Source organism: Pseudonocardia zijingensis (assembly GCF_042657305.1).
In the GTDB taxonomy this organism is placed as follows: domain Bacteria; phylum Actinomycetota; class Actinomycetes; order Mycobacteriales; family Pseudonocardiaceae; genus Pseudonocardia; species Pseudonocardia zijingensis.
In genome coordinates this window covers 30006-52039 of record NZ_JBHSKO010000041.1, presented here as the reverse complement: position 1 = coordinate 52039, position 22034 = coordinate 30006, and the positions used below count along the sequence as shown (strand labels likewise).

The following is a 22034-nucleotide window of genomic DNA, read 5'->3' as shown; positions in this document are numbered from 1 at the left end:
TGCCAGCTCAAACACTGGCGAGGACTGGCCACCCGCTATGACCGGCACGCCCGCAACTACCTCGGAGCGCTCCACCTCGCAGCCCTGCTCACCTGGCTTCCATGATCCACCAGACACTCCCTAGGCGCCGGCCTGGCCCACCGGCGTGGAGGCGCGGGCCGCGCCGCCGTTGAAGGGGACCACCCGGCCACCCTTGGCCGGACCGCGGATCACCAGCGCCGAGGCACGCTGCAACACGCTCAGGAACGTGGGGTCGTCGACCTCGTCACCGCCGCCGGTGACGGCCACGACCCGGGGCGCCACCGCGCTGAGCAGCAACCGCTCCACTCCGAGCCCACCAGCGCCGAGCACGAGCACGACGTCCGCGCTGTCGGCCGGGGGCACGTTCGACAGCAACGGCTCCACCGGGACGAACGCGGCGAACCCGAGCGGCGCGGCGGGCGTGGACTCCGCGAGCGCCGTCCAGGCCTCGGCCAGCCGCGGGGCTCCCTCGCCCAGCCGCTCCAGCAGCCCCACCCGCACCTGCTCGTCTTGGGCCTCCCGGCGGGCGGCGCCGAGCGCGTCGAGGGCCGCCGCGTAGCCGGCCCCGGAACGCTCCCGCAGCGCATCGATCGCCTGCTCGTGCTCCGGCGCCCGCACGGTGACCGGGCTCAGCTCGGCCAGCTCGTCGGCGAGCGCGTCGAGGCGACGGGCGGCGTCGACCCCCGACCCGTGCACCGCGAACTCCAGGATCCCCGCAGCCACCTGCTGCGTGGCCTCCACATCCGGGACGGCGAGCGGCGAGTCGGGGGCGAGGAACAGCACGTCATGACGGAGGGCGCCCACCGCACGGGCCGCTGTGGCCACCTTGGCCAGCCCGTCGTTGATCTCCACCAGCTCGTTCTCGTCGGCGGGCACGGGGACGCCCAGCTCGCCGCACGCGACGTCGACGCGCGCCTGGCGCTCGACGAGCTCCAGGTACTCGGTGATGCGCTCGATGTCCTCCTCGGTCTCCGGCTGCCGCTCGCCGATCCGGGCCACCTCGAGGACGGGCTGGACCTCGCGCTGTGCCGCCGACTTGAAGTAGGAGCGCGAGCGGCCACCCGCGGCGAGGAACTCGCCGTAGCGCGTGAGCACCCCAATGGCACCCGGCGGCGGCGCGGCCATGAAGGTCACCGGCGGCTCGGAGCGGGTGCGGTCGAGGACGGCGATGACCTCCGCGGTGTCCTCCAGGATCTGGTCGAACTCCGCCCGGTGCCGCTCGTAGATCAGCTCGGACAGCAGCTGCCACGCCCACTCGTGCTCCCCGCGCGGGGGCATGTCGGCCAGCGCGCTGTCGGCGCGCTCGGCCACCGAGGTGACGGCGGCGCGCCGCTCCTCGTCGAGGTCGGCGAGCAAGGTGGGCAACATCCAGGTGCCGTCGCCCGCGGCCTCGGAACCCGCGGCCAGCGCGCACAGCTGCGCGACCTCGACCTCGCCGGGGAGGGCCGACTCCGGCGGGAGGAGCTGCTCGCCCCGGGCCCGCCGCTCCGGTGTGGACGTGGCCAGCAGGCGCCTCAGCTCGCGCAGCTCGGCCGGTGCGAGCGCGGGCAGGTGGGGGAGCGCCTGGTCGGTGGCCTCGGCCGGCAGCGCGGAGCGCACCTCGGCGAGCTGCGCGGGCACCGCACCGGTGACGACGACGCGGCGGCCGTCGGCGAGCAGCGCGGCGACGGCGCGCGCGGTGGCGGCCGCGTCGAAGTCCTCGAGCACGACCAGCGTGTTGTCATGGACCGCCGAGACCACCGACGCCGTGTCCTCCACCGGTCTGCGAGGCGGCGGGAGCTCGGCGACGGAGGCGGCGAGCGCCTCCGCGAGCCTGCGGATCCCCGGTGGGGTGGCGCCCGTCGCGATCGCGTGGTGGATCTGCGTCTGGGCGTCGATCGTGGGCTGGTCCGTTCCCGCGGCCGCGAGACGATCGACGAAGACGGCGAGGTCGTCGTCCCCGCCGCTCTGATGCGTCGTTCCGGCATCGGACACGTGGTCACCTCCGCTGCCACCGCGCCGGCGGTGGTCACCCTCGTGGATCGTGGGCGCGACCCGAATGTTTCACTCGTGGGTCGCGGGACGACAGCGGTCAGCGGTCACGGAGCGCCGGAACGGCCACTCACCGCGGCGTCCGGCCACCCGATCGTGGTGCGGTGGGACGAACCGGTGGGTGACAGGCGTCGTAAACGGTTACGACGCGCGCGCAGTACGCCGACAGTCGACAAACGGTCGTTACGGAGCGGTGAACGGTCGATGACCGTCGGATGACGCATCCGGACGGTGGCGCGTGCGGAGATGGACCGCCGCGAGGCACACCACGGTGACCGGGATCCACGCGAACTGGGCCCAGTAGAAGAACGGCACGCCGAACAGCCGCGGCTCGACGGCGTTGAACCACGGCGTGCCGAGCGCGAGGAACGGCACCAGGAGGAGCAGGTGCGAGGCGCGCACCGGGTCATCGTACGAGCGCGGGCCCGCCGGGGAAGTTCAGGAAAGCCACATTCAGGGCCGCTGCGGCCCTGAATGTGGCTTTCCTGAACTACGGGTGGGTGGTGCGTCAGGCGCCGAGGCGGAGCTTGAGCGCCTCCAGCTCGTCGCGCATCGAGGTGGGCAGGCGGTCACCGACCTTCTCGAACCACTCCTCGATGAGCGGGATCTCGGCCTTCCACTCCTCGGGGTCGACCGCGAGGGCCGCCTCGATGTCCTCCGCGGGCGCGTCGAGGCCGTCGAGGTCGAGCGCGTCGGGCGTGGGCACGTAGCCGATGGCCGTCTCGGTGGCGGCCGCCTTGCCCTCGATCCGCTCGACCGCCCACTTCAGCACGCGGGAGTTCTCGCCGAACCCGGGCCACAGGAAGCGCCCGTCCTCGCCGCGGCGGAACCAGTTGACGTAGAAGATCCGCGGCAGCTTGCCGGCGTCGGCACCCTTGCCGACGTTCAGCCAGTGCTGGAAGTAGTCGCCGACGTTGTAGCCGAGGAACGGCAGCATCGCCATCGGGTCGCGCCGCACCTGGCCCTTGCCGCCCTTGGCCGCCGCCGTCATCTCGCTCGACATGGTGGCGCCCATGAACGTGCCGTGCTGCCAGTCGCGGGACTCGGTGACCAGCGGCACGGTGGTCTTGCGCCGGCCGCCGAACAGGATCGCCGAGATCGGCACGCCCTTCGGGTCGTTCCACTCAGGCGCGACCACGGGGCACTGCGAGATCGGCGTGGTGTAGCGGGAGTTCGGGTGCGCGGCGGGCTTGTCGGAGTCGGGGGTCCACTCCTCGCCGAGCCACGAGGTGAGGTGCTGCGGGTCGCCCTCGAGACCCTCCCACCACACGTCGCCGTCGTCGGTGAGTGCGACGTTCGTGAAGAGCGAGTTACCCTTCTCGATCGTTCGCATTGCATTCGGATTGGTCTTCCAGTTGGTGCCCGGTGCCACTCCGAAGAAGCCGAACTCGGGGTTCACCGCATAGAGTCGGCCGTCCTCACCGAAACGCATCCACGCGATGTCGTCGCCGATCGTCTCGGCCCGCCATCCCGGCACGGTGGGCAGCAGCATCGCGAGGTTGGTCTTGCCACACGCCGACGGGAACGCCGCCGCCACGTAGTAGGCCTTCTCCTCGGGGGAGATCAACTTCAGGATCAGCATGTGCTCGGCGAGCCAGCCCTCGTCGTGGGCGATGGCCGAGGCGATCCGCAGCGCGTAGCACTTCTTGCCCAGCAGGGCGTTGCCGCCGTACCCGGACCCGTAGCTCCAGATCTCCCGGGTCTCCGGGAAGTGGCTGATGTACTTCGTCTCGTTGCAGGGCCAGGGCACGTCCTTCTGGCCGGGCTCGAGCGGGGCGCCCACGGAGTGCAGGCCCTTGACGAACGAGTCGCCGCGGTCGGCGAACAGCGGCAACACCGACGCACCCATCCGGGTCATGATCTTCATGGAGACGACCACGTACTCGGAGTCGGTGATCTCGACGCCCAGCATCGGGATCTCCGCGTCGGTCGGCCCCATGCAGAAGGGGATGACGTACATCGTCCGGCCGCGCATGCAGCCGCGGTAGAGCTCCGTCATCGTGCTCTTCATCTCGGCCGGGGCGACCCAGTTGTTGGTGGGGCCCGCCCCGACCTCCTCCTCGGTGCAGATGAAGGTGCGCTCCTCCACCCGGGCGACGTCGTCCGGGTCGGAGGCGGCCCAGAACGAATTCGGTTTCTTCGCCTCGTCGAGCTTCACGAACGTGCCCGCCTCGACGAGCTGCCCCGTCAGGCGGTCCCACTCCTCGTCGGATCCGTCGCACCACACGACCCGGTCGGGCGTGGTCAGCTCCGCGACCTCCCGCACCCAGGAGAGCAGCTCAGCGTTCGCGGTGGGCGCCCCGTCGATCCCCGACACGGTCATCGCAGTCATATCGTCCTCGCTCCTCGCCGGCTTCCCGGACCTGGAAATGCTGCGCACACCCAACCCGTGATTCGGGCGGGTGTGCTCTGGAGAGATGGGACTCGACGGTACCTGCGGACTCCGGAACGACGCACGACGAGTGCCTGTCGGCTCACTCACAAGACCGATCAGGTAATCGATTCAGAAGAATCGAAAGCGCTTTCCTCGTGATTCCCGACGCACCGCTCCTCGACGGGTAGACGGGCCCCTGCGCGGGTACCCCGTGTGCAGTGAGTGCCCGCACCCGGCGATCACTCCGCGAACGTGGACGGCACCACGCAGGGCGCGTAGTGTTGAACATGTTCAAAACCTGGAGGGCCGATGGCCGAGATGACCCAGTACCTCGTCCTGCTCGCCGTGTCCGTCGCGCTGACGTTCCTCGTGGGCCGTCTCCTCGTTCGCGCCGGCGAGCCGTTCCTGCAGGAGGTGTTCCACGACGAGAAGGTCACCCGCTCGGTCAACCTCCTGCTCTCCGTGCTGTTCCACCTGGTCACGCTCGGGGTGCTGGCGATCATCTCGGTCACCGACGTCGACGGCGGCAATCCCGTGCAGACGTTCGTCCTCAAGCTCGGCGTGGTGCTGCTGACGCTCGGCATCGCGTACGGCATCTCGATGCTCGTGCTCATCCGGGTGCGTGAGCGCAGGCGGGCCGCCGAGATCTCCGAGCAGGTCCAGGAGCGGCTCGCCGACCGCGGCATCGGCCCCGCCCGCACCGGGGACGAGCCGGGACGGCAGTGACCACGGCTCGCGGCAGCACGCGGGACGCCATCGTCACCGCCGCCCTGGAGCTGTTCCGCGAGCACGGGTTCGAGGGCACCACGATGCGCGCGGTCGCCGAGCGCGCCGGTGTCTCGGTGGGCAACGCTTACTACTACTTCTCCTCCAAGGACGAGCTGGTCCAGGGCTTCTACGACCAGCTCGTCGCCGAGCACCGGGCCGCCGCGCTGCCGGAGCTGGCGGGCCGCTCCGACCTCGCGGAGCGGCTCCGGCTCACGCTGAACGCCTGGATCACCGTGGCGGAGCCCTACCGGGCGTTCGCGGGCCGGTTCTTCGCGGTGGCCGCGCAGCCCGGCAACCCGCTGTCACCCTTCAGCCCGCAGTCCGGGCCCGCCCGCGACGCCGCGGTGGACCTCTACCGCGATGTGCTGGAGGGCGCCCGGGTCGACGTCGACGCCGAGCTGGGGCGCGAGCTGCCCGAGCTGCTGTGGCTGCAACACCTGGGCGTCGTGCTGTTCTGGGTGCACGACACCTCCGCCGACGCCGCCCGCACCCGCCTGCTCGTCGACCGCACGGTCCCGATCGTGGCCCGGCTCGTCCGGCTCTCCCGGCTGCCGGTGCTGCGCCCGCTCGGCCGGCAGGTTGTCGACGTGGTCCGGCTGCTCCGCGGTACCTGACCCCGCAGCCTCAGCGGCTCCGGGACAGGCCGGTGAACACCGTCACGGCCACGAGGACGAGCACGGCGGTGCCGGCCACGGCGGTGATGCCCACCGCGCCGGTGAACGCCGACCGGGCCGAGGACAGCAGCTCGGCCGCCGGCGTACCGGTGAGCCGGTGCGCCAGGTCGACCGCACCGCCCAGCGTCTCGCGGGCCGCCGCCGCGTAGGTGGGCCCGACCGCGCTCGGCACCTCGACGGCCGCCCGGTACACCGCCGAGAGCACGCTGCCGAGCACCGCGGTGCCGAGCACGGCACCCACCTCGTACGCCGTCTCCGACACCGCCGACGCCGAACCGGCGCGGTCGGCGGGCGCCGCCGAGAGGATCGCCTCGTTCGTGACCGTCTCCGACAGGCCGATCCCCGCACCGACCAGCACGCTCGCCACCACCAGCACCGCGACGGCCGGGCCGGTCCACAGCAGCGCGCACATGACGTACCCGGCGGCCGCCAGCACCAGCCCCGTCGGCACCAGGACACGCAGCTGGTAGCGCCTCCCCAGCCGCGCTGCCGCCAGACCGGAGAGGATCGTCACGACGGACCCGGGCACCAGCACGATGCCCGCGTCCATCGGCGTCATCCCCTGCACGAGCACCAGGTACTGCGCGGAGAAGAACAGCAGGCCGGTGAAGGCGAACATCGTGGTGGCGTTCGCCAGCGCGGACAGCCGCAACACCGGCGAGGCGAACAGGCTGACGTCGAGCAGCGGCTCCTCCCCCGCGGCGCGGCGGGCCTGCGCCCTGCGCACGAAGAGCGCCCCGGAGGCCACCGCGACGAGGAGCGCGAGCGCGGCCGCGGCGGTGACGCCGTCGTGCGCGACGATCTTCACCGCGAGCACGGCCGGGGCCATCGCGAGCACGGACAGCACCACTCCGAGCGGGTCGAACCGGCCGGGGCGCGCCATGCGCGACTCCGGTAGCAGCGCGGGTGCGAGCACCAGCATCACGAGCATCACCGGCACGTTGACCAGGAACACCGAGCCCCACCAGAAGTGCTGCAGGAGCAACCCGCCCACGATCGGGCCGAGCGCAGAGCCCGCCGCGAACCCGGTGGCCCAGACCGCCACCGCGAACCGGCGCTGCGCACGGTCCCGGAACAGCGTGCGCAGCAGGGCCAGGGTGGCCGGCATCAGCATCGCGCCGAAGAACCCGAGCATCGCGCGGGCGGCCACGAGGTGTGTGGCGTCCGTGGAGAAGGCCGCGAGGAGCGAGACGACGCCGAAACCGGTCACGCCGACCAGCAGCGTGCGGCGCCTGCCGACCCGGTCGCCGAGCGTGCCCATCGTCACCAGCAGTGCGGCCAGCACGAGCGGGTAGACGTCCACCAGCCACAGCAGCTGCGTGGCCGACGGCGACAGCGCGGCGCTGATCGCCGGCAGGGCGAAGCCGAGCACGGTGTTGTCGATCGTCACGAGGAGCGTGGGGAGCAGCAGCACCGCCAGGGCGCACCACTCCCGGCGACCGGCGCGGACGGGGCGGGGCAGGGCGAGGGTCATCGGGCTTTCCAGGAGAGGGAACGGATTCATGACTGTACCGTCTAGACGGTTTGGAACGCCTGAACATTCCCATCCCCCCGGACGGCCTAGACTCGCCGCGTGCCGACCGTCCGCGACCGTGTGCTGGACGCGTACGAGACGCTGCTGATCGACCACGGCGGCGCGTCCGTCACCCTCGACGCGGTGGTGGCGGCGGCCGGGGTGTCGAAGGGCGGACTGCTCTACCACTTCGCCTCGAAGGAAGCCCTCGCCACCGGCCTGCTCGACCGGCTGCGCGAGCGCAGCGCCGCCGACGCCGAGGCCATCCGCAACGCACCCGACGGCGCCGTCGCCTACTACGTGCGCACCTCGGCACCCGGAGGCGCGTCACCCGGCGGCCTCACCCGCACCTACCTCGCCGTGCTCCGGCTGGCCGACAGCACCACCACCGGGCAGGCCGTCCGCGACGCACTGGCGAAGGTCGACGCCGACGGCTACGCCGCCCTGCTCGACGAGCTGGGCGACCCCGTGCTCGCCTGGCTCGCCCAACTCGTGGGCGACGGGCTCTACCTGCGCACGCTCACCGGCACCCCGATGCCCCCCGACATGACCGTCGACGACCTGCTGGACCGCATGCGCCAGTACGCCCCCCGCCGGCAGTAGCGCCCGGCCCGCGGCGCCCCGCCTCCGAACGCCAGCATGGTGGCTTTGCTGGCCGAATACGCCAGTAAAGCCACCTTGCTGGCATAGCGGGGGTGGGCACCGGCTCAGCGGCCCGCGATCATCGCCTCCCGGGCGATCACGGGGAGGGGGATCGGCAGGCGGTGGACGGTGACGTTCCAGTACCGGCTCTCCGGGTCGCCGGCCCGCCAGGCGTTGGCGAGCCGGGTGGTGGCGTCGGCGTCGGACCGGCGGCGCGGGCGGGGGCGCATGCCGCAGCGCCTGCGCACCTCCCGGTCGAGCGCCCGCCAGGCCTCATCGGCGGTGCTGTGCACACTGACGGTGGCGGGCTCATCGGCATCCCCGACGAGCAGGGTGTACGCGCTCACGACTTCGAACGACACTCCTCGCCCCTTCCCGGTCCTACGACCCGGCGACGACGGCGGCGCACTATCGGGGTAGTCAACGGCAAACCGGGGGGCCGAGGTGCCGATCGGGGCGGCGACGCGCCGACCGGTGCGGTGACCGGGGTCGAACGGCCGCATTCTCTGTGACCGGGAACACCTCCGATCGGATGATCAAACCGAGGGCCGTTCGCCGATTCGTTCCCCCACCCAGTTGATCGTGATGCCGCCGGGTGACCGGTCAGCGGCCCAGCGAGACCGACGACATGTTGAACTCCGGCACCCGCGCAGGCGGCATCGCCGTGCGCGTGAACCAGTCCTTCCACTCGCGCGGCAATGTGCGCCCGGTGGCGCCGACCTCGGTGGTGCGCCGCAGGACGTCGAGCGGCGAGTAGTTGAAGCGGAAGTTGTGGTCGACCTCGCCCACCACCTCGCCGCCCTCCACGAGGTAGACGCCGTCGCGGGTGAGCCCGGTGAGCAGGAGTGTGGTGGGGTCGACCTCGCGGATGTACCACAGGCACGTGAGCAGCAGGCCGCGTTCGGTGCGGCTCACGAGGTCGGTGATCGAGGCGTCGGACCCGCCGGTGAGCAGCAGGTTCTCGCCGGGGGGCGTGAACCGGGTGCCGAACTCGGCGGCCTCGGCACGGGAGTAGATGAGCTCACCGATCGCACCCACGGAGACCCATTCCGTGCGCCGGGTGGGCGCTCCGTTGTCGAAGACGGAGATCCCCTCGCCGGAGCGGGTGGCGGTGAGGAACGGCTCGTACTCCAGCCCCGGTGCGGTGGGGTCACTGGCGAGGGTGAGCGGCAGCGACGTGAGCTTCTCCCCGACCCGCGGCCCGTCCGGACCGGCCAGCGCGCTGCGGCCCTCCTGCGCGGCCCGCCCCTCCATGGACCAGACGAGGTACACCATCAGGTCGGCCACCGCCGACGGCGGCAGCAGCGTCTCGTACCGGCCCGCGGGCAGCGTGACGCGCCGGGTGCTCCAGGCGAGCCGCCGGTCGACCTCGGCGGCGAGGGCCGTGACGTCGACGTCGGTGAAGTCGGCCGTGGACGCCCCGGTCCACGCCGAGCCGGTGAGATCCGCGGTCTTGGCGTTCAGCTCGACGGACCCGGTGGGCTGCACCCAGCGCCTGCGGATGCCGGTGGAGGTGCCGAGCCACACCGTGGAGAGCTGGTGGGTGGCGAAGCCGTACTGCCGGTGCGGCCCGGCGAGCACCTCGGCGAGGCCCTCGGCGAACCCGCCGAACACCCCGATCGACGTCTCGGCGGCCGGCTCGTCCCACGCCGGGTCGGTGGTGTCCGGTTCGACCAGCGGTGCGGCGTCGTCGGCCGGTCCCGCGTCCCGCGCGGCGGCCTCCGCGGCCCGCACCAGGTCCTGGAGGCCGGACTCGTCGGTGACGGCGACGCTCGAGCTGACCACGCCCGCCGCGACACCGCCCTCCAGCGCGACGAACGCGATCACCGTGGTGCTCCGCGACGTGGTGTGCGCGTTCGTGGTCATCGTGGAGTTGGCCCACCGCAGCGCGACCTCGCTCGTCTCGCGCACGAGCACCGTGCAGCCGTGCAGGTGACGGCCCGCGGCGAGGGTGCGCTCGACGACCTCCTGGGCTCTCACCGGGCCTCCTCCAACGTGTTCAGCACGTTCACCCCGCGGAACCGGGCGGCCGGACTCCCGTGGCTCACCGAGGCGACCTGCCCCGGCTGTGCCTTCCCGCAGTTCATCGCCCCCTGCAACCGCCACGTGGACGGCCCACCGACGGCGTCCATCGACCGCCAGAAGTCGGTGGTGGTGGCCTGGTAGGCCACGTCGCGCAGCTGCCCTGCGAGCCGGCCGCCCTCGATGCGGTAGAAGCGCTGGCCGGTGAACTGGAAGTTGTAGCGCTGCATGTCGATCGACCACGACTTGTCGCCCACCACGTAGATGCCGCGGTCGACGCCGGCGATCAGCTCGTCGACCGTGGTGTCGCGCTCCGGATCGGGCTGCAGGGACACGTTCGCCATGCGCTGGATCGGCACGTGGTGGGGGGAGTCGGCGAACGCGCACCCGTTGCTGCGCTCGAGCCCGAGCCGCGGCGCGAAGGTGCGGTCGAGCTGGTAGCCGACGAGGATCCCGTCGCGGACGAGGTCCCACTCGGTGGTGGCCACGCCGTCGTCGTCGTAGCCGATGGTGGCGAGGCCGTGCGGCACCGTGCGGTCGCCGGTGACGTGCATGAGTTCCGACCCGTACCGCAGCGTGCCGAGCTGGTCGGGGGTGGCGAAGCTGGTGCCCGCGTACGCGGCCTCGTAGCCGATGGCCCGGTCGTACTCGGTGGCGTGGCCCACCGACTCGTGGATGGTGAGCCACAGGTTCGTGGGGTCGATCACGAGGTCGTAGCTGCCCGCCGCCACCGACGGGGCCTTCACCTTCTCGGCGAGCAGCTCGGGCACGCGGGCCAGCTCGTCGTCGAAGTCCCAGCCGGTGCCGGTGAGGTACTCCCAGCCGCGGCCTGCGGGGGCGGCCAGCGAGCTCATGGTCTCGAAGCCGCCCGCGGCGCGGTCGACGGCCGTGGCGGTGATGGACGGCCCGATCCGCACCCGCTGCTGGAGGGTGTCGGTGCCCGCGGTGTCGGCGTAGAACTTGTTCTCCAGCACCTGGGCGACGCCCGCGTGCACGTGGTCGACGCCGTCGGCCGCGAGCAGCCGCTGCGACCACTCGGCGAGCAGCGCCACCTTGTCGCGCACCGGCACCGTGAACGGGTCGACCTCGTAGGCCGACACCCACTCGGCACCGCGGTGCACCGGCTCGTCGGCCCGCACGACCCGCTCCACGGCCACCGGTGCGAGGGTGCGCGCCACGTCGACCGCCCGCTCGGCGGTGGCCGCGGCGCGTTCCGGGGTGAGCTCGACGTGGGAGGCGAAGCCCCACACCCCGTCGACGACGACGCGCACAGCGAGGCCGAGGGTGGTGGAGTCGCTGACTCCGGTGACGGAGCCGTCGCGCAGGTCGATCCCCTGCGAGCGGATCCGCTCGACGCGCACGTCGGCGTGCTGGGCGCCGAGCTCGCGCGCCCGGCCGAGCGCGGCATCGGCGAGCGCGGTGAGCGGGAGGGCCCGGAACTCCGGGTCGATGCGATCGGGGACCACCCGACCAACCTACTGATCGCCCGCGTCGTCCGGTGCGGTGAACCAGCCGTGGACGGCCTGCTCCCGCACCATCGCGTCCGGGCCGATGCGCAGCACCTGGTCGGCGACGCCGTCGGCGTCGACGTCGATGGCCACCACGAGGTCGATCCCGTCGACGCCGACCGCGGTGTCGGGGGCACCGTCGCCGTCGGTGTCGAACCCGCCGCCGACGTCGGGCACCCGGCGGGGGTCATCCACCGGTGGACCCCGCGGCGAGCGACGCCAGCTCGCGGTCGACGGCGGCGCGCCTGCGCAGCACGGCGGCGTCCAGCGCGGCGGATGTGGCGAGCTCGAGCTCGACGAGCCTGCGGTCGAGGTCGGACTCGATGGCCCGGGCGGCCGCAGCGATGATCTGCTCGACCCTGCGGTGCAGCCGTTCCCGCCGGAGGGCGGCGAACCGGGCCCGGGCGGCCGCGGCCAGCGCGGCGAGCGCCACGCCCGCGGTGAGCGGAGCGAGCACCGGGCCACCCGGAGCGGGCAGCCCGACGAGCGGCAGGGCGGCGAGCGGGAGCAACGCGAGGCGCCCGAGCGCGGCGCCCTCGACCAGCCCGGCCACGAGCGTGGGGCCCGGCGGGGCGGGCTCCGGTGGCGGCGGCCCGGGGGCGCGGGCCGCGGGCATGCGCGGCCAGCCGGGCTCGACGGGCAGCCCCCGCTCACCCGCGATCCGCCGCAGGGGTGGGCCGAGGTCGGCGGCCCACCGGGCGGCGACGGTGGCCGCGATCGCGCCGACCGCGGCCGTGACGCGCCCGGGCAGCGCCTCGCGCGCCGCGCGGTCGCCCCGCCGGACGTGCTCGGCGGCCTCCCGGCACAGCGCGGCGAGCAGCTCGGCCGCGTGGCCCGCGGCGGCCAGGCGGCTCAGGGCGAGGCAGCTGCGCAGCTCACCGCGATGGCCACCGGCGAGCCCCTCCCGCAGCTGGCGCAACTCCCGGCGACGCGCCAGGACGGCGTCGGCGTAACGGTCCGGCATGGCCGCAGGCTGCCAGCCGGCGCCGCCGGACGGGCCGGATCGCGCGGGATCGTGTGCGTGTGTGAACGGTCAGGGGCCGCAGTCGATGCGCACCCGGTGTTCGGTGAACCGGTCGATCCACCCCGACTTGATCGTGCGCAACGGGAACCTGTTCAGGCGGTAGACCACGGCGCGGCCCACGCGGTCGACGGTGACGAGCCGGGCCTGCTCCAGGATCTCCAGGTGCTTGACCGCGGCCTGCCTGGAGACGTTCAGGCCCGCGGTGAGCTGGGCCTGGCGCTGGCCGTCGTTGTCGAGCAACCGGTCGAGGAGCCGCCGGCGCGTCACGTCGCTGAGCGCGAAGAAGATCCGGCTCGCCTGTCCCGTTGTTCCCGGTTCGGTCTCGGTATCCACTCACACCCCTGCCTCGGAAACGTGCGGCAGAGGCTAGCGATTGTTCAACGATATGACAAGAGTTCAATTCTCCGTCGGCTCTGATTCGGCCTCGGCCACGAGGCGCGCGTACCGGGTGCCTGCCGCGAGCAGCACGAGCCCGGCGCCGAGGAACGCCGCCACGCGCGCGACGCCGTCCAGCGCCACCAGGTCGAACAGCACGAGCTTCGCGACCGCGGCTCCGACCAGCACCATCCCCGCGATCCGCGGCGCCGGCCTGCGGATCCCGCGGGCGAGCAGCACCAGCGCCACCGCCGTCCACGACACGGTGGCGAGCGCGTGGCCCGCGGTGAACCCCGTGCGGTCGTCGGACACGAGCAGGCCGAGCGTCACCAGGAGCGAGGTGACGCCGTAGCAGCCCGCGACGCCCAGCGGCACCCAGAGCGGGGCGGACGCGGCGCCCGAGCGCACGACCCCGGCCCGTACCCCCGCCACCAGCAGCGCCACCGCGACGGCCACCACGAGCGCCGACACCGCGGCCCCGGCGAGCAGCGGACCCGAACCCGGGCCCGCGTAGGAGATCGACGGGTACCGCACGAGGCCCTCGACCGGCGCGTCCCGCCCGATCGCCGTCAGCACCGCGACCAGGCCGTACGCCGCGGCGATCGCGAGCGGCAGGCGGGCCCGCAGCTGCGCGGCCAGCACCGCGGCGACCACCGCCTGGGCGAGCAGCACGGCGGTGGCGGTGGACCCGTCCAGCGCCGTGAGCGTGGCCTGGAACAGGGCCAGCGCGGCGGCGGCGACCGCCGCCACCCGCACCGGCGTGCGGGTGCCGGGTACCGCAGCGAACGCGGCCAGCGCCACCACGGCGACCGCGGCGACGGCGGCACCGCTCCACCCGCCCCACACGGCCCCCGCGACGAGCACCGGCACGGGCGTCACCGCCACGAGCACGCCGACCGGCCTCGCCCCGAGCACCCGCGCCGCGGGCAGCGCGGTCGAGAGCCCCGCGACGAGCGCGGCGATCGCGACGGCCACCGTGGACCCGCGGCCGGCCGGGTAGGCGAGGCCCGCGACGGCGGCGCCGTAGAGGACGGGCCCGATCGCCGCGACGACCGCGAGCACCGGCCAGGCCCGCCGGAGCACCACCGGCAGCGCCGCGACCTGCAGCGCCAGGACGAGCGCGACGAGCAGCCAGCCCCACGCGAGGACCGGAGCGAGCACCGCGGCGCCGACCACCACCCCGCAGCCGAGCAGCTGGGACCGCCACCGGTCGGCGAGCCCGAGCCCGCCCGCGGCAACCACCAGCGCGAGCAGCAGGGCAGGCAGCGGCGCCAGGAGGAAGTACAACGCGGTGGCAGCGGCGACCGCCAGGTAGAGCGCCGCGAACCCGGTGCCTGCCAGGGCGAGCGCCCCGATGCGGGCGTCCCGCTTGCGGTGCAGGCGCAGCGCGAGAGCGATCAGCGCGACGCCGAGCACCGCGCCGCTCACCACCCGCCCGAGCGGGCTGAACCAGTCCCGCGACGCCGCGAGGGCCAGCAGGAGGGCGACGCCCAGCAGCGTCACGCCGCCCCCGGTCCAGGCGAGCACGCGGGCACCCGAGAGCTGCGAGCGCGGCGCCCGCGGACCGCCCCCGTGGTCCGCGGGCACCTGTGCCGACCCACCCGTCCCCCTCGGGTCAGGCCATCCCTGGGTCACCGGCGACTGCGGTACCGGCGGCTGAGGCGCGGCGGGCGGGGCGGCCGCTCCGGGAAACCCCTCACTCCCCGGAACGCCCGCCCCCTCCACGGCCCGCAGCCGCATCAGCTCCGCGCCGAGCGCATCGAGCCGCCTGCCCATCAGGTGCAGCTCGGTGGCCAGCGCCGCGTACGGATCGGTGCCCATGTCGATGAGGATCGCCCCTCCGGAGGGCTCCCCGGTTCCGTAGCGCTACCTGCCGTAGATCACGAAACGGTCACGAACGCTGACGGGGCCCTCAGGTAGGACCAGGCAGTGTGGAAGGGGGAAAGCCCGGGGGCACCCACCCGAGTGACGAGGTCACAGCGGGTACGGGCCGCGCCGCACGGGGGCCGGCGCGGCCCACTCCTCCGAGCGATCCGAAGAAGTGGGCAACCATCCGCCGCTTCCGCGCGTCATCAAGTACGTGACCACGGTCCAGCGCACCGCGACGATCCACCGGGGGACAGCCCGTACGGGCGACGTGACCCCGGCACCCGCAACCCGTGCGGGACGGCTTCGTTGTGCCGTTGGAGCGGACCCGTCTGGAGGATGTGTGAGCGCCGTTTCATCCGCCCGTGCGGCCGCCGGCTTCGGCGGCGCGGCCCCGTCCGAGCTGCACGCCCAACGCACCAACCGCACGCCGAGGCCGCAGCCGCGGCGCAGCCGCACGCCGTTCCCGACGGTCTCGGTGATCGTTCCCACCCGCAACGAGGCGCGCAACCTCGAGATCGTGCTGCCCGCGATCGCCGCGGTGCGGCCCACCGTCCACGAGATCATCGTGGTCGACGGCGCCTCCACCGACGGCACCGTGGAGACGGCGAAGCGGGTGCTCCCGTGGGTCCGCGTGATCGAGCAGACGCGCAAGGGCAAGGGCAACGCCATGGCCTGCGGGTTCGCCGCGGCCACCGGCGACGTCATCGTCATGTTCGACGCCGACGGGTCGGCCGACCCCGCCGAGATCCCCGCGTTCGTCTCGGCGCTGGTGGCCGGGGCCGACTTCGCGAAGGGCAGCCGGTTCACCCCCGGCGGCGGCAGCGACGACATCACGCTGCTGCGCAAGTCCGGCAACGCCGGCCTCAACGGCGTCGCCAACGCGCTGTTCGGCACCAGCTACACCGACCTCTGCTACGGCTACAACGCGTTCTGGGCCGACCTGCTCCCGGTGCTCGACCTGCCGCCGATCGACGCGCCGGCACCCGCGGAGGGGATGCTCTGGGGCGACGGCTTCGAGATCGAGACCGTGCTGAACTGCCGGATCGCCGCGGCCGGCCTGAAGATCACCGAGGTGCCGTCGATCGAGCGCCAGCGGGTCTTCGGGGACACCAACCTGCGCACCTTCTCCGACGGCGCGCGGGTGCTGCGTACCCTTCTGGCCGAGCACCGGCGGGCCGACCGCCGCAAGTCCAGCCGCCGCTTCTGAGGAGCGGTCGCTCGGTAGGAGGAGACCGCACGTGGAGAGTCCGGCCGTCACGGCGACCGTCGTGGTCTGCGTCTACACCGACAAGCGGTGGGACGACATCGTCGCCGCCGTCGACTCGGTGGCCGCCCAGGACGTGACGGCGGCCGAGACGCTCGTGGTCGTCGACCACAACCCGCAGCTACTCGCCCGCGCGCAGGAGGCGTTCGGCGCGCGCGACGGCGTGCGGGTGCTGCCGAACGCGCACAAGCAGGGGCTGTCCGGGGCGCGCAACACGGCCGTTGCGGAGGCGGTGGGCGACGTCGTGGTGTTCCTCGACGACGACGCCGCGGCCCGGCCCGGCTGGCTCGCCGCGCTGCTCGCGCCCTACAGCGACCCGACGGTCAAGGCCGTCGGCGGGGTGGCGCACCCGCGCTGGCCGGTCAACCGGCCCCGGGTGCTGCCGGGTGCCGCGCCCTACGACCCGAACGCCACGGGCGAGCTGGACTGGATCGTCGGCTGCACCTACACCGGGCAGCCGCTGCGCCAGTCCGAGGTGCGCAACCTGATGGGCTGCAACATGTCGTTCCGGCGCGAGGTGTTCGAGCGCGTGGGCGGCTTCGCCGAGGACATCGGGCGCATCGGAAAGAACCCGCTGGGCTGCGAGGAGACCGAGCTCTGCATCCGCGCCCGGCAGGCCTACCAGCGGGCGGGCGAGAAGATCCGGATCGTGTTCGAGCCGGCCGCCGCCGTCGACCACCGGGTGAGCCCCGACCGCGTCGAGTGGGCCTACCTGCGCAGGCGCAGCTGGGCGGAGGGCCTGTCGAAGGCGGCCGTGTCCAAGCTCGTGGGCAGCGACGACGCCCTGTCCACCGAGCGCAGCTACGTCGCCAAGGTGCTCCCCACCGCGGTGCTGCGCGAGCTCAAGGAGGGCCGGGTGTCCTCCGCCGCGGCCGTCGTCACCGCGCTGGCGTGCACCACGGCAGGCTACGTGCGCGGCAAGCTCCCCGGCGCCACGTCCGGTGTGCGGCTGCCCGCCGCGCAGGCGCCCACGGCCCGCCCGACCGATGGGGGCTGAGGCCCCGCACCCGCCGATCCCCAGCTTCGTCCACCAGCGCACCCGCCTCACCGAGGGCCAGCAGCACGCGTGGGACCGCTGGTGGCCGGAGCGCGGCCGCGACGTCGCAGACCTGCTGAGCGGTGCCGAACCGTACGACCCGCAGGCCTGGTTCGGGCGCACGGCGCCGCTGGTGCTGGAGATCGGGTCGGGGATGGGGGAGTCGACGGCCGCGCTCGCAGCGGCCGCGCCCGACGTCGACCACATCGCCGTGGAGGTGTACGAACCGGGGCTCGCCCAGCTGCTCATGCGGCTCGCCGACCTCGATCTGCACAACGTGGCCCTGCTGCGCGGGGACGCCGTGGCGCTGCTGCGGGAACGGGTGCCGCCCGCGTCGCTCGCCGGTATCCGGATCTTCTTCCCGGATCCGTGGCCCAAGCGGCGCCACCACAAGCGGCGGCTCGTCCAGCCCGGTTTCGTCGCGCTCGCGGCGTCGCGGCTGGAACCGGGCGGTCTCCTGCACCTCGCCACCGACTGGGACCACTACGCGCAGCAGATGCGCGCCGTGTGCGACGCCGAGCCCACGCTCGAGAACACCGCGGCCGGCGAGCCCGGCGGCTGGGCCCCGCGCCCCGGGTGGCGGCCGGTCACCAAGTTCGAGCAACGGGCGCTGCGCGAAGGGCGCACGGTGCGTGACCTCCTGTACCGCCGGCGTCACGCGGACGCACCTCGCGCACACGCACCGTGACCGAGTAGGAAGGTCCACGGCCCCGATCGGGGACCGCTCCCCGGTAGTGAGGAAGGGTCGCGGGTGACGCTCTCCGCACCGAATGCAGCAATTCCCGGCACCGTCGACCCGGAGCAGGCGCAGGAGTTCCTCACCCGGTTCCACATCGAGACGGACGCGCCCACCCCGCTCGCCCGGCGGATCTGGCAGATCCGCGACGAGATCGACGCCACCGGCACCTACACCCACACGACCGAGGAGCTGGCGTTCGGGGCGCGGCTCGCGTGGCGCAACGCCGCCCGCTGCATCGGGCGGCTGTACTGGAGGAGCCTGCACGTCCGCGACCGGCGGGAGGAGGCGACGCCGGCCGGGATCGCCACCGAGTGCGTCCAGCACCTGCGGGAAGCCACCCGGAGCGGGCGCATCCGCTCCACGATCACGGTGTTCGCGCCCGACCGCCCCGGCGCCCCCGGCCCGCGGATCCACAACGACCAGCTCATCCGCTACGCCGCGCACCGCACCGCATCCGGCGGCCTGCGCGGCGACGGCAAGTACGCCGCGCTCACCGAACGGGCCATCGCGCTCGGCTGGCAGCCGCCGGACCCGCCGGGCCGGTTCGACGTGCTGCCGCTGATCATCTCGGCGGGCGAGGGCGAACCGGAGATCTTCGAGCTGCCCCGCGACGCCGTGCTGGAGGTGCCGCTCTCGCACCCCGAGTACGAGTGGTTCGCCGAGCTGCGGCTGCGGTGGCACGCCGTGCCGGCGATCAGCAACATGCCGCTGGAGGTCGGCGGCATCACCTACCCGGCCGCCCCGTTCAACGGCTGGTACCTCGGCACCGAGATCGGTGCCCGCAACCTCGTCGACGCCGACCGCTACGACCTCCTCCCGGTGCTGGCCGAGCGGCTCGGGCTCGACACCAGCTCCGAGCGCACGCTCTGGCGCGACCGCGCGCTCGTCGAGATGGTGCGCGCCGTGCACCACTCGTTCGACGTCGCCGGGGTGACGATGGCCGACCACCACAGCGAATCCCGCCGCTTCCTCACCCACGTCGAGCGGGAGGAGCAGGCGGGCAGGCGCAGCCCGGCCGACTGGAGCTGGATCGTGCCCCCGGTCTCCGGCGGCCTCACGCCCGTCTACCACCGCGACTTCGACGAGCCCGACCCCGCCACGCGGCCGGCATTCCTCCTCCCGGAGCCACGCCCCGCCACGTGATCGGCCCGAACCGCACACCACGGCTGAGGCGAGCACGATGGTGTACCGCTCACACTGTTCCGTCGAACATCAGCAGCACCTCAGCGCCGCGTCGACCACGCAGGCGTACTGCTCGACGAGCGAACCCCGTCTGCGAGCGCGACCAGCTGCCTTCATCAGCAGCACCTGGCGGTCGCGTTCACCGCGCTGGTGTGCTGCTCGACGACTCGCCGGCTCAGCCCGGCGGCGCGAGGCCCGGGACCTGGCGAGTCCGGCCGCGGAACTCGGCCACCACGTCGTCGCCCGCCCGCACCGTGACGTCGTAGAGGCCCGACCGGCCGGATCGTGCCCGCTCCACCGCCTCGGCGACGAGCTCGGCACCGAGGCGGACGGGCCGCAGGAACGTGATGTCCGCGCCCGCGGCCACCGCCGAGGTGCCGTAGCTGTTGCTGGCGTAGGCGAGCGCGGCGTCGGCGAGGAAGAACAGGTACCCGCCGTGGCAGATCCCGTGCCCGTTGACGTGGCGTTCCTCGACGGTCAGCGCCACCCGGGCCCGCCCGGGCGCCACGTCGAGCAGGCGCACCCCCACCCCGCGGCCGGCGGCGTCGGCGCGCTCCATCGCCGCTGCGGCCGAGCGGGCGACCTCGAGCTCATCGCTCACGGCGGATCCACGTCTCGTGCAGGTGCCGCGACCGCAGTCCGTGCGGCGCCTCGGCGTGGCGCTCGAGCAGCACGGTGCTGCGCCGGCCAGTGCGGCCCGCCGGGCCCTCCTGCCACTCCTCGTACGTGGCGACGACCCCGGCCGCGTCCTCGTGGACGATCGCGACGTCGTCGATGCGGATCCGCAGGCCGGGGGTGGCACCGTGCGCGCGCTCGAACCCGGGCAGCAGCTCGTCGGCGGACAGCAGCGCGCCGTCCGGCGTGACCATCGTGAAGCCGGGCGAGTGGGCGTCGGCGAACGCGGCGAACGACTCGGGGGTGCGCGGGGCGCGACCGGACAGCCAGTCCTCGATCACCCGGTGCAGACCGTCGATCTGGGCGGCGCACCGCTCCCGCAGCTCGTCCATCACGCCGGATGCTAGCCGGATAGGGTCGACCGATGATCCCGACCGGGACGGTGCCACCCGCACCGCGCGCGCTCCTCGTGTGGGACGCGCCGAACATGGACATGAGCCTCGGCTCGCTGCTCGGGGCTCGCCCCACCGCGGCGTTCCGGCCGCGGTTCGACGCCGTCGGCCGTTGGTTGCTCGAACTCGCCGGTCCGGACGCGGTGGCCGAGGCCACCGTGTTCACGAACGTGGCCCCGGGGAGCACCGAGGTGGTCCGGCCGTGGGTGGAGGCGCTGCGCAACGTGGGCTTCGCGGTGTTCGCGAAACCGAAGCTCACCGAGGACTCCGACGTGGACGACGACATGCTCGCCCACATCCGGCTGCGCGCGTCGGAGGGCGGCCTGCGCCGGCTGGTGGTGGCCTCCGGCGACGGGAGGGCGTTCCGGGAGCCGCTGGAGGAGCTCGAGGCCGCGGGCACGGCCGTCACGGTCATCGGGTTCCGGGAGCACGCGAGCTTCGCGCTGAACTCCGAGGTGATCGAGTTCGTGGACCTCGAGGACATCGACGGCGTGTTCCGGGAACCGCTCCCGCGCATCACCCTCGACTCGTTGCCGGAGACCGGGGCGTGGCTGCCGCCGTTCCGTTCGCTGCGCTCGCTGCTGGAGCCCCGGCGATGACCGCGCTCCGGCTCACCGCACCGGTCGTGCTGACGTGCGACCCGGGGTGCTCGGTGCTGCGCGACGCGGTCGTGGACATCGATGCGGACGGCCGGATCACGCACGTGGGGCCGCGGGCGGGCGCGCCCGACGTCGCGGCGCCGGTGCGGGCGCTGCGGGGTGCGTTGCTGCCCGGGCTCGTGAACACCCACGCGCACACGCCGATGATCGCGCTGCGCGGCATGGGCGGCGACCTGCCGCTGATGCGCTGGCTGCAGGACGTGATGTGGCCCGCGGAGGGGCGGCTCACCGCGTCCGACGTGCGCACCGCGATGACCTCGGGGTGCATCGAGCTGCTGCGCACCGGCTGCACCACGAGCGTGGAGATGTACTTCTTCACCGACGCCGTGATCGACGCGGTGTCGGCCGTGGGGTCACGGGTCGTGCTGACGCCGGGCATCATCGCCGCACCCGGCTGGGACCGCCTCGGCTCCTGGGAGCAGATGCGCGACGACGTCTCCGCCCGGATCGACGCCGTCGGCGTGCGCTCGGGGCCGCGGGATCGGATCGAGCTCGGCTACGGCCCGCACGCGGCGTACACGCTGCCGCCGCAGGCGCTCGCGTCCGTGGCCGAGCACGCCCGCGAGCGGAACGCGTTGATGCACGTCCACGTGGCCGAGACCGCCGAGGAGGACCGCGCGCTGCGCGAATCGCACGGGTCGGTGCCCGCGCTGCTCGAGGAGCTGGGCGCGCTCGGCGGGCGGGTCCTCGCCGCGCACGGCGTGCACCTGTCGGACGAGGACATCGCGCTGCTCGCGTCCCGCGGCGCGGCGGTGGCCCACTGCCCGGGCTCGAACGCGAAGCTCGCGGCGGGGATCGCGCGCGTCACGGCGCTGCGCCGCGCCGGCGTGCGCGTCGGTCTCGGGACCGACGGCCCCGCGTCGGGCGACGACCTCGATCTGTGGGCCGAGGCCCGCCTCGCCGGCCTCCTCGCCCGCGTCGGCAGCGGCGATGCCGCCGCGCTCACCGCGGCCGAGCTGCTGCTGATGGCCACGCGCGACGGCGCCGCCGCCATCGGCCGCGACGACCTGGGTGCGATCGAGGCCGGACGCCTCGCCGATCTCGTGCACGTCGACCTGGACGACCCGGCCTTCGTCGCACCCGAGGACGACGCGCCGCTGCTGTCGAACCTCGTGTGGGCGGGCGGGTCGCGCCTCGTGCGGGACGTCTGGGTGGCCGGGGAGCAGGTGCTCGCCGACGGCGAGCCGACCAAGGTCGACCGGGCGGCGGCCACCGTCGCGCTCCGCGAGGTGGCCGCCGGCCTGCGGGCCTGAATGCGGCTTTCGC

At 73.7% G+C, this 22034-nt stretch carries 22 protein-coding genes; 9 read left to right on the top strand and 13 right to left on the bottom strand.

The annotated features are described in order from the left end of the window. Window positions 1-120 precede the first annotated feature (120 nt). The 3 genes from ACFPL3_RS40175 to ACFPL3_RS40165 form a co-directional block, all read right to left on the bottom strand. A complete protein-coding gene (locus ACFPL3_RS40175) occupies window positions 121-1995 on the bottom strand; it encodes a hypothetical protein (protein ID WP_343942923.1) in 1875 nt (624 codons plus the stop codon). Window positions 1996-2235: 240 nt separating this feature from the next. Beyond that, window positions 2236-2454 (bottom strand): DUF3311 domain-containing protein, encoded by a 219-nt coding sequence (locus ACFPL3_RS40170; protein ID WP_343942924.1) that lies wholly within the window; start codon window positions 2452-2454, stop codon window positions 2236-2238. Between the two features lie 106 nt (window positions 2455-2560). Beyond that, on the bottom strand, window positions 2561-4384 hold the full coding sequence (locus ACFPL3_RS40165) for a phosphoenolpyruvate carboxykinase (GTP) (RefSeq protein WP_343942925.1): 1824 nt from the start codon (window positions 4382-4384) through the stop codon (window positions 2561-2563). A 351-nt stretch (window positions 4385-4735) separates the two neighbouring features. Here ACFPL3_RS40165 and ACFPL3_RS40160 point away from each other — a divergent pair, with 351 nt between their 5' ends. Then, complete coding sequence (locus ACFPL3_RS40160) at window positions 4736-5152, top strand: hypothetical protein (protein ID WP_343942926.1); 417 nt, start codon at window positions 4736-4738, stop codon at window positions 5150-5152. After that, on the top strand, window positions 5149-5808 hold the full coding sequence (locus ACFPL3_RS40155) for a TetR/AcrR family transcriptional regulator (protein ID WP_343942927.1): 660 nt from the start codon (window positions 5149-5151) through the stop codon (window positions 5806-5808). The genes ACFPL3_RS40160 and ACFPL3_RS40155 overlap by 4 nt, the downstream gene beginning before the upstream one ends. A 10-nt stretch (window positions 5809-5818) precedes the next feature. Here the strand turns inward: ACFPL3_RS40155 and ACFPL3_RS40150 are convergent, their stop codons facing one another. Continuing rightward, window positions 5819-7372: an MFS transporter gene (locus ACFPL3_RS40150; RefSeq protein ID WP_343942928.1), complete on the bottom strand. Its 1554-nt coding sequence runs from the start codon at window positions 7370-7372 to the stop codon at window positions 5819-5821. Window positions 7373-7441: 69 nt separating this feature from the next. Between ACFPL3_RS40150 and ACFPL3_RS40145 the strand changes: the two genes are divergently transcribed. Continuing rightward, window positions 7442-7984 (top strand): TetR/AcrR family transcriptional regulator, encoded by a 543-nt coding sequence (locus ACFPL3_RS40145; protein WP_343942929.1) that lies wholly within the window; start codon window positions 7442-7444, stop codon window positions 7982-7984. Between the two features lie 104 nt (window positions 7985-8088). On the opposite strand, the gene ACFPL3_RS40140 is transcribed toward ACFPL3_RS40145, so the two are convergent. From ACFPL3_RS40140 to ACFPL3_RS40110, 7 genes are all read right to left on the bottom strand, one after another. After that, the gene (locus ACFPL3_RS40140) at window positions 8089-8370 is read right to left on the bottom strand and encodes a hypothetical protein (RefSeq protein ID WP_343942930.1); all 282 of its coding nucleotides are present in this window, start codon (window positions 8368-8370) and stop codon (window positions 8089-8091) included. A gap of 256 nt (window positions 8371-8626) precedes the next feature. Then, complete coding sequence (locus ACFPL3_RS40135; protein WP_343942931.1) at window positions 8627-10003, bottom strand: metallopeptidase TldD-related protein; 1377 nt, start codon at window positions 10001-10003, stop codon at window positions 8627-8629. Continuing rightward, the gene (locus ACFPL3_RS40130; protein WP_343942932.1) at window positions 10000-11511 is read right to left on the bottom strand and encodes a TldD/PmbA family protein; all 1512 of its coding nucleotides are present in this window, start codon (window positions 11509-11511) and stop codon (window positions 10000-10002) included. Before ACFPL3_RS40130 ends, ACFPL3_RS40135 begins: the two co-directional genes overlap by 4 nt. Before the next feature lie 9 nt (window positions 11512-11520). Next, entirely contained in the window at window positions 11521-11748 is a 228-nt protein-coding gene (locus ACFPL3_RS40125) for a hypothetical protein (RefSeq protein WP_343942933.1), read from the bottom strand. Further along, entirely contained in the window at window positions 11741-12517 is a 777-nt protein-coding gene (locus tag ACFPL3_RS40120; RefSeq protein ID WP_379590832.1) for a hypothetical protein, read from the bottom strand. Before ACFPL3_RS40120 ends, ACFPL3_RS40125 begins: the two co-directional genes overlap by 8 nt. Window positions 12518-12586: 69 nt before the next feature. Further along, window positions 12587-12910, bottom strand: coding sequence for an ArsR/SmtB family transcription factor (locus ACFPL3_RS40115; RefSeq protein WP_343942197.1), 324 nt, complete (start codon window positions 12908-12910; stop codon window positions 12587-12589). A 63-nt stretch (window positions 12911-12973) separates the two neighbouring features. After that, window positions 12974-14773: a DUF2339 domain-containing protein gene (locus ACFPL3_RS40110; protein ID WP_343942196.1), complete on the bottom strand. Its 1800-nt coding sequence runs from the start codon at window positions 14771-14773 to the stop codon at window positions 12974-12976. A 388-nt stretch (window positions 14774-15161) separates the two neighbouring features. Here ACFPL3_RS40110 and ACFPL3_RS40105 point away from each other — a divergent pair, with 388 nt between their 5' ends. From ACFPL3_RS40105 to ACFPL3_RS40090, 4 genes are all read left to right on the top strand, one after another. Further along, complete coding sequence (locus ACFPL3_RS40105; protein WP_343942195.1) at window positions 15162-16028, top strand: glycosyltransferase family 2 protein; 867 nt, start codon at window positions 15162-15164, stop codon at window positions 16026-16028. Between the two features lie 31 nt (window positions 16029-16059). Next, window positions 16060-17082 carry a glycosyltransferase family 2 protein gene (locus tag ACFPL3_RS40100; protein WP_343942194.1) on the top strand — a complete coding sequence of 341 codons (1023 nt, stop codon included), beginning with the start codon at window positions 16060-16062 and terminating at the stop codon, window positions 17080-17082. After that, window positions 17072-17809 (top strand): tRNA (guanosine(46)-N7)-methyltransferase TrmB, encoded by a 738-nt coding sequence (gene trmB / locus ACFPL3_RS40095; RefSeq protein ID WP_343942193.1) that lies wholly within the window; start codon window positions 17072-17074, stop codon window positions 17807-17809. Before ACFPL3_RS40100 ends, trmB begins: the two co-directional genes overlap by 11 nt. 63 nt (window positions 17810-17872) lie before the next feature. After that, the gene (locus tag ACFPL3_RS40090) at window positions 17873-19003 is read left to right on the top strand and encodes a nitric oxide synthase oxygenase (protein WP_343942192.1); all 1131 of its coding nucleotides are present in this window, start codon (window positions 17873-17875) and stop codon (window positions 19001-19003) included. A gap of 214 nt (window positions 19004-19217) precedes the next feature. Here ACFPL3_RS40090 and paaI read toward each other — a convergent pair whose 3' ends face one another. Both paaI and ACFPL3_RS40080 read right to left on the bottom strand, forming a co-directional pair. Then, on the bottom strand, window positions 19218-19601 hold the full coding sequence (gene paaI / locus ACFPL3_RS40085) for a hydroxyphenylacetyl-CoA thioesterase PaaI (protein WP_343942201.1): 384 nt from the start codon (window positions 19599-19601) through the stop codon (window positions 19218-19220). Window positions 19602-19632: 31 nt separating this feature from the next. Next, window positions 19633-20049: a DUF4440 domain-containing protein gene (locus tag ACFPL3_RS40080; protein ID WP_343942191.1), complete on the bottom strand. Its 417-nt coding sequence runs from the start codon at window positions 20047-20049 to the stop codon at window positions 19633-19635. A gap of 32 nt (window positions 20050-20081) precedes the next feature. On the opposite strand from ACFPL3_RS40080, the gene ACFPL3_RS40075 reads away from it, so the two are divergent. Further along, complete coding sequence (locus ACFPL3_RS40075) at window positions 20082-20708, top strand: NYN domain-containing protein (RefSeq protein ID WP_343942190.1); 627 nt, start codon at window positions 20082-20084, stop codon at window positions 20706-20708. Beyond that, the gene (locus ACFPL3_RS40070) at window positions 20705-22021 is read left to right on the top strand and encodes an amidohydrolase family protein (protein WP_379590827.1); all 1317 of its coding nucleotides are present in this window, start codon (window positions 20705-20707) and stop codon (window positions 22019-22021) included. The genes ACFPL3_RS40075 and ACFPL3_RS40070 overlap by 4 nt, the downstream gene beginning before the upstream one ends. Window positions 22022-22034: the final 13 nt, after the last annotated feature.

What these genes read in the sequence shown, in the direction of transcription:
- ACFPL3_RS40165 (WP_343942925.1), bottom strand. Translation starts at nt 4,384, where the DNA reads ATGACTGCGATGACCGTGTCGGGGATCGACGGGGCGCCCACCGCGAAC.
- ACFPL3_RS40160 (WP_343942926.1), top strand. Translation starts at nt 4,736, where the DNA reads ATGGCCGAGATGACCCAGTACCTCGTCCTGCTCGCCGTGTCCGTCGCG.
- ACFPL3_RS40150 (WP_343942928.1), bottom strand. Translation starts at nt 7,372, where the DNA reads ATGAATCCGTTCCCTCTCCTGGAAAGCCCGATGACCCTCGCCCTGCCC.
- ACFPL3_RS40120 (WP_379590832.1), bottom strand. Translation starts at nt 12,517, where the DNA reads ATGCCGGACCGTTACGCCGACGCCGTCCTGGCGCGTCGCCGGGAGTTG.
- ACFPL3_RS40110 (WP_343942196.1), bottom strand. Translation starts at nt 14,773, where the DNA reads ATGGGCACCGATCCGTACGCGGCGCTGGCCACCGAGCTGCACCTGATG.
- trmB (WP_343942193.1), top strand. Translation starts at nt 17,072, where the DNA reads ATGGGGGCTGAGGCCCCGCACCCGCCGATCCCCAGCTTCGTCCACCAG.
- paaI (WP_343942201.1), bottom strand. Translation starts at nt 19,601, where the DNA reads ATGGAGCGCGCCGACGCCGCCGGCCGCGGGGTGGGGGTGCGCCTGCTC.
- ACFPL3_RS40080 (WP_343942191.1), bottom strand. Translation starts at nt 20,049, where the DNA reads ATGGACGAGCTGCGGGAGCGGTGCGCCGCCCAGATCGACGGTCTGCAC.
- ACFPL3_RS40075 (WP_343942190.1), top strand. Translation starts at nt 20,082, where the DNA reads ATGATCCCGACCGGGACGGTGCCACCCGCACCGCGCGCGCTCCTCGTG.
- ACFPL3_RS40070 (WP_379590827.1), top strand. Translation starts at nt 20,705, where the DNA reads ATGACCGCGCTCCGGCTCACCGCACCGGTCGTGCTGACGTGCGACCCG.